Here is a 13,054-nt window from a genome sequence, read left to right as displayed (position 1 = left end):
GGACAACGATTGTCCACTCCAGATGTTAGCTTTTATTCAACCCACTACTGTTAACAAAGAGCCAAATAAGACAACAACCTCTATACATCATTTTTTATTAAGTGCTTGATAGACTTGACAAATGTAGAAAAAAGCCCAAATTATTCAATCTTTAAAGTGGAATAGTATTTCAAAACTTCCACTACCACTCTTTCCCCATCTATTAGTAAATACACTTCTCAAAGAATAAAAAAGTAATTAGTACTATCTGTTAAAAGTCGTATTGACTTAATGCTGTAATCAGATAGTTCCCTTTTCGAATCTTTTGACCTACATTTCTCACATTTTTTAGTAACTTTTGATAGTCATTCTGGGTTAATTGTTCAATGACTTGAGCTAGATCGTGTAACGATTCAACTGCAATTCCACACTGGTTCTCTAGTACAAAACTAGATAAAGCAGATTGTTTCCATACCACCAATGGAAACCCAGAAGCTAGATAAAGCGATGCCTTATGAGAATTATTATATCGAAGATACTCCCCAAAAACACCACTACAAGTTTCGGAACTATCACCATCCCAGACAAGTCCAAATCCTCCTGAAAGTGCAGCAGGGAGTTCATCAGGGAGAAAGGAACCGAAATACTCTTGGTTTGCTAACTTTCTAGTTTCATCAAAGCCAACACCATAAAGGTTATAGGCAGGGCTAGACGGCAAATTGTACAAATAACCCGCTTTTTCTTGTGCTAGATTACCTGCCACAATAATCGGTTGATCCTTCGAAAGTTCTTCTTTTTCCTGAAAATCGGGGATCAGATAATCAAAAATACCTAGACTGACAATTTTTTGTTCTGAAATACCCTTATTGACCAGGACTGACTTCATAATCGGATTATGCGCAATAAGGCCATCAGCAACTTTTAAAAGACTTGATTCTTGAAGCTGTACACGAATTTTATGCTTTAAAGGTACTGTATCCAAATTAGCATAGCGCAAAACTTCTAAATCATGGATAATAAAATAGACTTTGACCCCTCTAGCTTGCAATTTTTTTACTAAATAGGTAGTAAAGAAGCTATGATGGAGCATAGGAAATTGAATTAACAGTTGATCTCCTGGTTTCAACAGCGAAAAGGCTTGTGCCAAGGCTTTTGATTTGTGTTGTTGAGCTTTAATCGTACTCATTTTGTACCAGTCTTCAACCGTCAATAACAAAGGACTAAAGCCCTCTTGTTTTACAATTTCCTCGACATCATTTCGCGCCTTATTACCAGCGTTTTTGATATTTTTATCCTTTAAAAATTCTTCTTTTAAATAATATTTCATCTCTTTGTTCTCATAGTTCGAAAGCCGACTTTTCAGGATAACGTTCATCTAAGAACTGTTTAAAACGGAGCAAATTTTCTTCTTTGAAGTCAACATTGTCATTTACACAAAGAAGCTTTTTATGCTTATCCTTAAAAATACGGTCCAGCTGATCAAGTCGATTCAGGTCAATCGACTTCCCTATATTGTGTGCAATTGGGTAAAATTGATTGCTTTCAATCTGCCAGTTTTGACATATATACTGATTCACATCAACTTTATAGTCTCGAATTTGACTTTTTGACGTCCTATCAAGGGTTTCAAATTCGATTTCCCAGAGGTGCGCTAAAGTACTCTTCTTCATAGGAACCGGCAAATGCGGATTAACATATCCTGTTGGTCCCCAAGGTAGCAATACTAAATTCTTAAACAAGCGCAAACCATAGCGGTAATTAAAGAATTTCCATGGCGATGCTTTCATAGCAGCCTTATTAGGAAAATGGCGATAAATTAACTCGATATTGTTGAGATATGTCTTTGTAATCGGAGCCCAAGGAACTATTGCATCATAAACAGCAAGTAGTTTAGGCAAACCATTTTTATAGAAATCTGAAGGTTTGCAATCCCTAATCATATACATATCGTCATTGAAATAGAGATAGTTTTCTGACAAATCTTCGATACGATGCAGATTTAATTCAATTGCTGCTGAGTTAAAGGTCGGAAGATATTCTTGTGGCATAAATTCTTTATGCGTAACCCACCTCAACTTGGGATGAGCCAAGTTCAGCCATTCAGGTTTCTGTCCATTGGTGATTAGAAAGATCTTATTGACCCAAGGAGCATGGTTTGCAATCATACGGAACCAATTGTTGAAGGTTCCATAGTCACGGTATCGCATGTCACTATCTATATACGAATCTGAGCCACCATCTTTTCTTGCAACCATTTGCTTTTCACGGATAAATTCTGGATCGCTCCCATCAACCCATAGTACAACAATATCAATTTTTTCTTGTGTCATTTAGAAAATTCTTTCTCCACAACCTCAAGAGCACGTTCAATGACCACATGCATATCATAGTATTTATAGTCTGCTAGGCGTCCACAGAAGATAACTTTGTCATTCTTGGTTGCTTCTTCTTGATACTTAGCAAACATAGCATTGTTCTTTTCATCATTGATTGGATAGTATGGTTCATCTCCACGTTTCCAATCAGCTGGGTACTCGCGAGTGATGACCGTCTTCGGTTGGGTACCATACTCAAAATGCTTGTGTTCGATGATACGAGTATAAGAAATCTCACGTTCTGTATAGTTGACCACAGCATTCCCTTGATGATTTTCCTCATCCAAGACTTCGTGTTCAAAACGAAGACTACGATATTCCAACTCTCCATGCTTGTAATCAAAGTATTGGTCAATCATTCCAGTGAAGACAACTTTTTCAGCTGATTTTTCCAGCTCTTCACGATTAGCAAAGAAATCAACTCCAAGCTCTACTTCTATATCGCCAAGCATGTTTTCAATGATGACATTGTAACCACCGATTGGAATACCTTGGTAACGGTCGTTAAAGTAGTTATTATCAAAGGTCAAACGCACTGGGAGGCGCTTGATGATAAATGGTGGAAGTTCTGTTGCAGAACGTCCCCATTGTTTTTCTGTGTAGCCTTTGATCAATTTTTCATAAATGTCCGGGCCAATCAACTTGATAGCTTGTTCTTCCAAGTTCTTGGGCTCAACATCCTTCATATCCGCCGTTTGCTCCGCAATCTTGTCTTTGACTTCTTGCGGAGTTTTTGTCCCCCACATAGCGTAGAAAGTATTCATATTAAAGGGAAGATTGTAAAGACTGCCCTTGTAGTTGGCTACTGGTGAGTTGATATAGTTATTAAACTCAGCAAACTGGTTGACATAATCCCAAACTTTTTTGTTTGAAGTATGGAAAATGTGAGCACCGTACTTGTGAACGTTGATACCTTCAACATTTTCACAGTAGATATTTCCACCGATGTGATCACGCTTGTCAATCACTTTTACTTTTTTGCCACGTTTTGTAGCTTCGTGTGCAAAGATTGCTCCAGACAAACCTGCACCAACAATTAAATAGTCATACATATTAAAACTCCGTTAATGAACTCTGCAATTTCTTATTAATGCCAACTCAGGATCAGCAAAAGTAAGTTGTTTTTTTAGAAAGGTATCATATCATGTATTAGACCCGCCTAAAATCTAGTACTAGAGCTAGGTCACATTTAATGCAACAATATCATTTGATTCTTTTTTGCTAAAAGTATTTGTTGTAAATAGTAAAAACATGAATATATTATATGTAGGAACAAACCAAAAGGCTTCAATCATACAGTTAAAAGCAATCAATGATAAAATCGCAACTAATAAATATTGACCATCCTTATACTGTTTTCTTGAGGCGACAACATAAATTATTATCAATAGGACTACAGGCACTATTCCATATGTAAACAACATCTGCACATAAGAGGAATCTACATAGTTATACCCTATTACAGATTCTGTTTTTCCACCTGATCCGATAAATTGAACGTTTCTTGTCCCAAATAAATGTAATTCATAAGAATTGAATGCATTTTTCCCCAAAGAAAGTCTACCAGTAATAAGTTTATTTATCGAAACAAAAAACTGAGAAGACCATGAAAAGTAGTATGTCAAATATAAAATTAGTCCTGAAAATATAATTGATGAAAAGGGTAAAATAGAATACAATCTATATTTTTTCTCTTTAGTAAAGTAAAAATATACAAATATTATCGTTGCTAAGAGAATAGACAAAGCATTTAAACGTGCATCACAGTATTTTATAATAAAAGCTGATAGCAAGACACCAAACAAAGATCTGGTCCAAATAAATTTATCTTTTAAAAGATAAGAAATTGCTAAAAATAGATAGAAACAATGTGATGCAAAGTCCGTTGGATAAATAAACCCAAACGAATTTCGAATAACACCCTCACGATTATATTGCAAGTTAGGGACCATACCAACGAGTGATAAAAGAAAAACTGCTACTACAAGGATACCAACCACAACTACATAGGTCCTCAAAACTACTTTCATATCTACATTAACCAAGAGGACTAGTAGCATCGAATAGACTAGAAAATTAAGCCTGTTCGTTTGAAAATACACTAACCCCCCCGAAAGCAACAATAAAATAGAAAGTATTAGATATTTGTATGAGACCCGCATTTTATACAAAAAACGAAGCCCTAAAAGCAATACAACCAAAAATAGGAAATTTACTTTGACTTGAAAAAAAGTCCTATCCAGCATCGTAGTTGATATGGTATTAAAAAACACCACTACAGATACAACAATGCTGACTAGTAGGTTTTCAAATTTAATTTTTATCATATTTTTTGAAAAAGAATCATACAGGGTGAATTATAAGAAAAAGAAATATGGAATTGAATGAGAAAAAATAATATTTCTTTAATCTTCTAGTTCACTTATACTCTTCTATCCTCCCTTTCCTAACTATTTAATCAACCAAAGCGAATTTAATCTATACAAGAGTTCAGTTTACAATAAGACTATAAGCTACTGAAATTTCTATTTATTCCATTCAATTTCACTTATTCAATAACTGCTGTTTCAACTCTTTTGGACTAATTACCTTTAAGAATAGTATTTGAAAAATGTAAAGTATCGCTCCTATTGTAGCAAATAGCATAACATTTATAACAGACGTAAAATTCACTGTAGTTTTTACAACGAATAGTACACCGTACATAAGAGCTGATGCTCCTATAATTTTAACTGTCGAAGCTAGAAGAGGCACTTCCTTTAAATAGTTTCTTGTAAAATACAGTTGAATAGCCCATACTAGGGCTTCTGTTAATACAGAAACAATAGCTGCTCCGATATAACCTAATTTAGGTAGTAGTAATAAATTTAAACCGACACTCACAATAGCTGGAATAGTTGTCGAAATCATAAATTCTTTATTTTTATTATGTGGAATCAAGATTTGAATACCCATAATATTTGTCCAGCCAATAAAGAACATTCTAAAAATCATAATTGCTATCGCATATTTAGCATCTTGAAAATCCTGTCCTAAGAAAAATTGCACGAAATCATCATTAACAATTAACATTCCTGCTATTATAGGAAAAATGACTAAATTGTATATTAAGAAAGACATCTGATGCATTTTGTTTACAGCCTTGTGATCTCCAGTTGATAGGAGATTGGCAACACGAGGAAGCATTACGCTTCCTAACGAAGTCACTAGTGTAAGCAAAATATTGACCAATTTTAAGGCTTGGTCATAAATTCCGACATCTTTAGTTGATGCTAATGCCCCTAGCATAGTACGATCCAAAGTAACATATAGCGAAATAGCTATTTGCGGCAAAAATAAGAGAACAACTGGTTTCAAGTGTTGTTTAGCATAGGACCAATCAAAATGTGGTTTCCCGATAAATTCTCTAGCTGGCAACCACATACTAAACTGCCCCAATAATTCAAATATTGTTAGCAAAAACACATAAAGATATAAATCATTTGCTGATTTTACAAATAAGAAGATTGAAATGACACCGATCAGTTTGACAGTAATATTTCTAACTGTTATCTTGCGAAAATCCTCTAACCCTTGAAATAACCAGGAGATATCCATCCCTTTAGATACCAGACTCAAGCCCAAAATATATGCAACGGGATTTTGCATAAATGACATGGATAGACATAAGAGAATGTATAAGCATATCGACAGAATGGTCGCACCAAACTGCAAGGTGTATATGCCCCAAAAGTTTTTTCTGATATCTTTACGATGGCCTGAAATTTCTTTTGTACCATAATTGGCCACGCCCAATGTCGCCAATAAAATAAAGTAGGTTACAATTGAATTGAAATAACCATAAGTACCTAAATCAGTTGAACTAAATACCCTAGTTACATAAGGTGTTGTTATAATAGGAAGAATTATCACTAGAAGTTGATAGGAAAGATTATACGCATAGTTTTTTAAAACCTTCATTCTTACCTAACCCATCTTCTCTCTAATTTTTTCATACAGTTTTGGAGAAACCAAAAACATCAAGTATTTCACTTTATTTTTCCTTGTAACATTTGAATTCGGAATAACATCTTTAAAATATTGAATGTATTCTTTTCTAATTTTATTAACTTCAGCATACATATCTGAACTAAGCATAGCATGTACAATATGCAGACCATTAAAAACATAGCGAACATTCAAGGCTCTTCTCATATCCCTATCACCTGAATAGTCTCGTTCAACATAACTTCTATTCCATTCCATTGCCTTGTAAAAATCTAAGAGACGATCACTATACTTAGAATTTACAATACTTCCTGGTCTTCGATAGTATTTATAAAGATTTAGATCACTAACAGCAATATTTTCACAAGAAGCAATATGCTCATAAGCAAGAGCTAAATCTTCATACAACATCCCATTAGGATATGGAAACCTTAATAAGATTTCTTTCTTATATAGTTTACCACCTGAATGTGTCCCAACATAATTTCCATAAAACATTTGTTCTAAAGCTGTTCGACGATCTAATTTTCCAGAATATTTCTCTCTGAAATCTCCTAGGAAATCACTATTTTCATAGTTTCTAACTTCAATCACTGGAGTTGCTACAAGATCAACTCTATACTTATCTCTAAGTTCTACTAAATATTCAATGGCTCTATGGTCATAATAATCGTCTGAATCAATGAAAACAATCCAATCCGTTGAAGATTCTTTTACCCCAGTATTGCGGGCATTGGACAATCCCCCATTTTCAATATGCAGAACTTTTATTCTGTTATCTTCTCGAGCATATTGGTCACAAATTTCTCCAGAACTATCCGTCGAACCATCATCTACTAGGATTATTTCAATATTTTTATATGTTTGTTGTCTTAGACTTTCTACACAATAACTCAAACAGTTCTCAACATTGTACACTGGTATAACAATAGAAATCTGATCCATTATGATAATCCTTCCAAAATGATATCAACAATACGCTCACAAGCTTTTCCATCTCCATATGGATTACTTGCTTTACTCATCTTGTTATATTCTGTTTGATTTTCTAAAAGAAGTTTAAAATTAGAGTAAATATTTTCTTCTTCCGTACCCACTAGTTTTAATGTTCCAGCAGCAATCCCCTCTGGACGCTCTGTTGTGTCACGCATGACTAAAACAGGCTTCCCTAAGGATGGAGCTTCTTCCTGAACTCCACCAGAATCTGTTAAAATCATGTAGCTTTGGTTCATAAAATTATGGAAATCAATGACCTCTAAAGGTTCAATAATTTTCATACGTTCATTGTCACCAAATACTTTACTTGCCAGCTCACGAACCTTAGGGTTTTTATGAATTGGGTAAACAACTTTAACATCCTCAAATTCATTTAAAATACGATTAACAGCATTAAACATATTTTCCATTGGTCGCCCAAGATTTTCACGTCTGTGAGCTGTCAACATAATCAATTTACTGTCCTTAGCCCACTCTAAAATTGGATGATTGTAATTATCCTGAACAGTTGTCTTTAAAGCATCAATAACCGTATTACCCGTTACAAAAATATTCTCTCTTCCCTCTTTTAGAAGATTTTCCTTTGCAACTTCTGTCGGTGCAAAATGGTAATCCGCTATAATAGATGTCGTTTGACGATTAAACTCCTCAGGAAATGGACTTTGAAGATTATAAGTTCGTAATCCTGCTTCCACATGTCCAACTTTGATGCCCATGTAAAAGGCAGCTAAAGCTGTGGCAAATGTTGTACTTGTATCCCCATGGACCAGAACAATATCAGGCTTTTCTTGTTCAAGAACTGCTTGAATCTTGTCTAGAATACTGGTCGTAATTGTAAATAGAGTTTGATTAGCCTTCATAATCCCCAAATCATAATCAGGAACAACCTTAAAGACATTCAGAACCTGGTCAAGCATTTCCTTGTGTTGGCCAGTTACACAGACAATGGTCTTGATTGAATCATTTTCCTTCAACTCATTTACTAACGGACACATTTTGATTGCTTCTGGACGTGTCCCAAAAACCAACATTACTTTTTTCATTTTGGTTCTCCCTGTATTTCTCTATACAATGCTCGATAGTTTTCCAAAAACAAAGGATAACTAAATTTGTTTTCATAGTCTTTCTTAGCTTGACTAGCAAGTTCCTGTCTTAATGTTGCATCTGTAGCTAATTTATCAATAGCAACTGATAGGGCAACAGGGTCTTTTGCTGGAACTAAAATCCCATTTTCATTTGTAACAACTTCGTTTAATCCCGGTATATCCGTCGCAACTAAGGTTTTGCTATTCATAAATGCCTCAATAGCAACTAAGCCAAATCCTTCAAATACTGAAGGTAAGATACAAAAATCAAAACTATTGATACATTCTACTATATCCTTGCGATATCCTAAAAATGTCACCGAATCTTGAAGATGTAACTCTTCAACCTTGTTCTCAAGTTCATTTCTAAGCTCACCATCACCAACGATAAACAACCGAATATTCTTCACTGTAAGTAAAGACATAGCTTCAATAAGATAAGTCAAACCTTTTTGTTCAGACAATCTAGCTATACACCCAAGCTTAGTCCCATCATAACCGATAATATCATCGACTTGATTATCCGTTTCCTTTAAGATAACTCCATTGTAAATAACCTTACTATCAGTAATTCCTACGTCTTCTTTCAGGTTATTATTCACAGCTTCTCCTACAGCAACACTTTTGGCATTCTTTAAGGCAAATCTATATAAGGGCAATTTATCTTTAAAGACATTGTGAGCTGTATAAACATGTGTTAATTTTGGATAAACAAATTTTAATAATCGAATATAAAAAGCAGCCATCCGATGATGAGTATGAACTATTGTTATCCCTTTTTGTTTGATAATCTGGTGAATGCTAAAAAGTAGCTTTAATACCGTCACGGGGTTTTTGCTATCAATATCTAAAATTTTATGATGTTGGATCCCTTTAGCAGAAAGCTCGCTCTCCCAAAGCCCACCCGTAGATGCGACGTGAACGCTGTCAAACTCATCTTTCAAATCTGAGCTCAACTGGTAAACAATACGCTCTGCACCACCAATATCCATGGTACGTGAAATATGTAAAATATTATTTTTTCGATTTTCGTTTTTCATCTAAAACTCGCTTAATAAAAGTGACATTCCCTACAAAATAACGCTTAAAGAGTCGTCTAGGTTCATTTGCCACTCGGAACAACCACTCAAGATGTGCATTTTGCATCCAGAGAGGAGCTCGTTTAATATGGCCAGATAAAACGTCAAAACTACCTCCAACTCCCATAAAGACTGAATTAACACCTTGATCCATAAATTTTTGAATGATGTATTCTTTCTTGGGAGAGGTAATCCCAACAAAAACAAAATCAGGATTTTTCTCTCGAATGTCTTCTTGAATACCGTATTCATCTTCTTCAGAAAAATAACCATTCCGATATCCAAGGACTCGTAAATTTGGATAATCTTTCTTAAAAATTTCTAGCATATCTATTAAAACGTCTTCCTTGGCACCAAAAAAATAAACCGAATAAGACTTTTCATTAGCTAAATGAAGCAATCTTTGCATTAAGTCAATCCCAGCGACTCTCTCAGGAACTTGATAACCCAAAAAACGGGAAGCAAGAACAACCGAGGCTCCATCTGCGTTGATGATTTCAGAATCATTCACGATCTTTTTAATTGATTCATCGTTTTGGCATTGGTTAATTTTATCTGCGTTTACCCCCATTAAGTGGAGCGGACGCTTTTCTACAACAAATTTTTCAACTGCTTGGACAGTTTCGTCCATTGTTAAGGGGTCAATTCTGACCCCCATCAAATTAAAACTATTCAATTTAATCTCCCCACGTAGACTCAAAATGACCCTTACGCTCAGCTTCTTTTGGTAGTTGCATGTAATCACCATATATTTTTGTCAAATATTCATCAGGATTTTCATGACAACTAATTTGTAAGTTTTCAAACTCTAGTAATTGCGGTTCCCCAAACACTTCTTTTCTTGCGAGTTCTCGTTCGCGGTAGGAACCCAAGACATTTCCGACCATGGTACTAGTCTCGTAATCATATTGTTTAATGATACTTTGTAATTTTTTGTTAATTTTTGAAGTCTTTAAGAGTTTATTTAATTTTAAGGCTCTTGAAACTTTCACAATCGCATTTTCGAACGAACCTCTATCTCTCTCATGCAAACGATCGATAACAGAAATTTTAGACAAGGCACGATAGAACTTTATTTTATTTGTATGCACCCAGTAATGGATTCCATCTTCTGGGTAACCATCTAAGGGAAAGATATCAATAAAAGGACTACACCATTCATTGCCAAATTGAATTTGGATTGAAGTATCCATAATCGAAGTATTACCTAGATTATCATCGTGAAGTCTTAAAACAACACTTTCAGGAAGCTCTTTCTCACAGATTGACAAGAATTTTTCGTAATCTTTTCTAGGCATTCCTAAATCCATATCATCATCCCATGGGATAAATCCTTTATGACGAATGGCACCAAGTAATGTACCACCCAAGGCGTAATAACGCAAATTATATCTTTTACAAAGGTCGATATAACTTTCTAAAAGAGTTAACTCTCCTAATTGAATTTCTCTCACTTTATTCATAGAATCACTTCGCTCCATCTCTCATCAACACAACTTTTACAGTTTTCAACAAAATTTCAATATCTTTCCAGATTGTCCAATTATCAATATAAGCCACATCTAGTTTTACAACATCGTCAAAATCGGTTATTTTACTTCGGCCACTAATTTGCCACAAGCCTGTAATACCAGGTTTAAAGCTAAGACGACGTTTTTGCTCAGGTGTGTACTTTTCGTACTCATCTACAGTTGGTGGGCGTGTGCCGACCAGACTCATATCTCCTATAAAGACATTCCAAAACTGGGGTAACTCATCTAAACTGGTTTTACGAATAAAACGACCAATTTTTGTAACACGAGGATCATCGTCCATCTTAAACATTCCACCTTGCATCGTGTTCTGCCCCATAAAATCTTTTTTTCTCTGCTCTGCATCAACACACATTGATCTAAATTTATAAAAGGTAAAATGTCGACCATTTTTCCCTATACGAGTTTGAGCAAAAATAGCTGGTCCACCATCTTTACGAATCAAGGGGACCAAAAATAGACTAGCAATTCCACAAAGGAGCAACCCAACAATAGCTCCACAAATATCAAGGATTCGTTTGGCAATTATATGACTAGGATTGTAAAAGTTTGTAGAAAATGTCACCACATTCAAACCTGCCATCCCATGGATTTGTTTATCTCGACCTAAACTTTTATCGAAAGCATTTAAGTTAACTGTTACATCAATCCCCATTATTTCAAACTGAGAAATAACAGTCTCAATATCATAGTCCTCACTTGGGAGATTGACAAAAACTTCATCTACCACTTCATGCGTGGCATAAGAAAGCAACTGTTCCCTCGGCACAACGGCGACCTTATCATGAGTAAACTCTGGCATGTCTAAAACGCTTACTGCAACGAATTTCCCTTGAACATCATTAGCTGTTAATAATCGATCCAATACTCTTTCGGTACGTGACATCGCCGTAATCAACAAAATATTACGACTGCCCTTCAAATTATGTTTGAAGATTCTCCAATATCTCTTCACAAAGAAACTGAGTAGATAATTCAAAACACTGTACAAGGAAAGCAAGTATACCATCCCTCGCCTTGAAATTACAAACTTTTCCTTCAAGAAAAAACTTGAAAAACTAATCAGCAGAGCATAAAAGATAATATATTTAATTGTTTCTACTAACTCCACATACTGGCCTCGTTTAAAAAAATTCTTACCGTATCCACTGATGTAGAAGGCAACAAAGTGAAGAAAAAACAGAACAAATACTGTATTTAAAACAATGTCAGTTTCTGAAATTGCAATCAGTACATAAGCTAATAAACTAACAAGTATACTCTGCAAGAGGGCCAGAGTTATATTGTGGAGGCCTCTTCCTTCCATACTGAACTCCCTATCTTATTTTTTTCTTTTACCATAAGAACCGTAAGTTCCATAAGATCCATATTTTTCTCGTTTAACATCAAATTTATTTAAAATCGCACCCAAAAATGGAACCCCTGTTTGTTCTAGCTGAACTTTAGCTTTTTGAATGTCTCTTCTTTTTGTTCCGCCAGCTTCTGTAACCAAAATCGATGCATCGCATTTTTGCACAATAATTGCTGCATCAATTACAACTCCGATTGGTGCTGTATCAACAATAATATAATCAAAATATTTCCGTAAGGTTTCAATCATCAAGCCAAAATTGGCACTTTGAAGAAGAGCTGTTGGGTTTGGAGAAGGTGACCCTGATTGGATTATAAACAAATCATCAATGTTTGTTTCACAAAGGCCATGAGATAAATCTTGCGTACCAGCAAGATAATCAGTTAAACCTGTGATTCGTTCTCTTGATTTGAATACTCCAGACATGACTGAGTTTCGAATGTCGGCATCAATCAATAGCGTCTTGTAGCCAGCACGCGCAAAAGCCCAAGCAACATTAGTAGCTGTTGTAGACTTTCCTTCGCTAGGGTCAACCGATGTAACGGCAATAACCTTTAAGTTATTCCCACTCAGTTGTATATTTGTACATAAAGCATTGTAGTACTCTTCTGCTTTTTTTACAGAGTTCAGTTTTTGTTGTGATAATTCTAACTTCGCCATAAGTTCTCCC

At 35.1% G+C, this 13,054-nt stretch carries 12 protein-coding genes; all 12 read right to left on the bottom strand.

What is annotated here, in order from left to right:
* Positions 1–250: 250 nt before the first annotated feature.
* Complete coding sequence (locus O3611_RS08645) at positions 251–1,306, bottom strand: galactofuranosyltransferase (RefSeq protein WP_371608381.1); 1,056 nt, start codon at positions 1,304–1,306, stop codon at positions 251–253.
* 10 nt (positions 1,307–1,316) lie between these two features.
* Entirely contained in the window at positions 1,317–2,309 is a 993-nt protein-coding gene (locus tag O3611_RS08640) for a stealth family protein (protein ID WP_371608380.1), read from the bottom strand.
* Entirely contained in the window at positions 2,306–3,406 is a 1,101-nt protein-coding gene (gene glf / locus O3611_RS08635; RefSeq protein WP_371608379.1) for a UDP-galactopyranose mutase, read from the bottom strand. Before glf ends, O3611_RS08640 begins: the two co-directional genes overlap by 4 nt.
* 126 nt (positions 3,407–3,532) lie before the next feature.
* Positions 3,533–4,681: a polysaccharide polymerase gene (locus tag O3611_RS08630; RefSeq protein WP_371608378.1), complete on the bottom strand. Its 1,149-nt coding sequence runs from the start codon at positions 4,679–4,681 to the stop codon at positions 3,533–3,535.
* A 217-nt stretch (positions 4,682–4,898) separates the two neighbouring features.
* Positions 4,899–6,314 carry a flippase gene (locus O3611_RS08625; protein ID WP_371608377.1) on the bottom strand — a complete coding sequence of 472 codons (1,416 nt, stop codon included), beginning with the start codon at positions 6,312–6,314 and terminating at the stop codon, positions 4,899–4,901.
* A gap of 6 nt (positions 6,315–6,320) precedes the next feature.
* Positions 6,321–7,286 (bottom strand): glycosyltransferase family 2 protein, encoded by a 966-nt coding sequence (locus O3611_RS08620; protein WP_371608376.1) that lies wholly within the window; start codon positions 7,284–7,286, stop codon positions 6,321–6,323.
* Positions 7,286–8,380, bottom strand: coding sequence for a non-hydrolyzing UDP-N-acetylglucosamine 2-epimerase (gene wecB / locus O3611_RS08615; protein WP_371608375.1), 1,095 nt, complete (start codon positions 8,378–8,380; stop codon positions 7,286–7,288). Before wecB ends, O3611_RS08620 begins: the two co-directional genes overlap by 1 nt.
* The gene (locus O3611_RS08610; RefSeq protein WP_371608374.1) at positions 8,377–9,462 is read right to left on the bottom strand and encodes a glycosyltransferase family 4 protein; all 1,086 of its coding nucleotides are present in this window, start codon (positions 9,460–9,462) and stop codon (positions 8,377–8,379) included. The genes wecB and O3611_RS08610 overlap by 4 nt, the downstream gene beginning before the upstream one ends.
* Positions 9,437–10,159 carry a WecB/TagA/CpsF family glycosyltransferase gene (locus O3611_RS08605; RefSeq protein ID WP_371608389.1) on the bottom strand — a complete coding sequence of 241 codons (723 nt, stop codon included), beginning with the start codon at positions 10,157–10,159 and terminating at the stop codon, positions 9,437–9,439. Before O3611_RS08605 ends, O3611_RS08610 begins: the two co-directional genes overlap by 26 nt.
* 19 nt (positions 10,160–10,178) lie before the next feature.
* A complete protein-coding gene (locus tag O3611_RS08600) occupies positions 10,179–10,964 on the bottom strand; it encodes a phosphorylcholine transferase LicD (protein ID WP_371608373.1) in 786 nt (261 codons plus the stop codon).
* Positions 10,965–10,968: 4 nt separating this feature from the next.
* Complete coding sequence (locus O3611_RS08595) at positions 10,969–12,339, bottom strand: sugar transferase (RefSeq protein ID WP_371608372.1); 1,371 nt, start codon at positions 12,337–12,339, stop codon at positions 10,969–10,971.
* Positions 12,340–12,354: 15 nt separating this feature from the next.
* Positions 12,355–13,044, bottom strand: coding sequence for a tyrosine-protein kinase (locus O3611_RS08590; RefSeq protein ID WP_371608371.1), 690 nt, complete (start codon positions 13,042–13,044; stop codon positions 12,355–12,357).
* Positions 13,045–13,054 lie beyond the last annotated feature (10 nt).

Source organism: Streptococcus sp. 27098_8_91 (genome assembly GCF_041432385.1).
Lineage (GTDB): Bacteria > Bacillota > Bacilli > Lactobacillales > Streptococcaceae > Streptococcus.
This window is presented reverse-complemented; position numbering and strand designations above follow the sequence as displayed.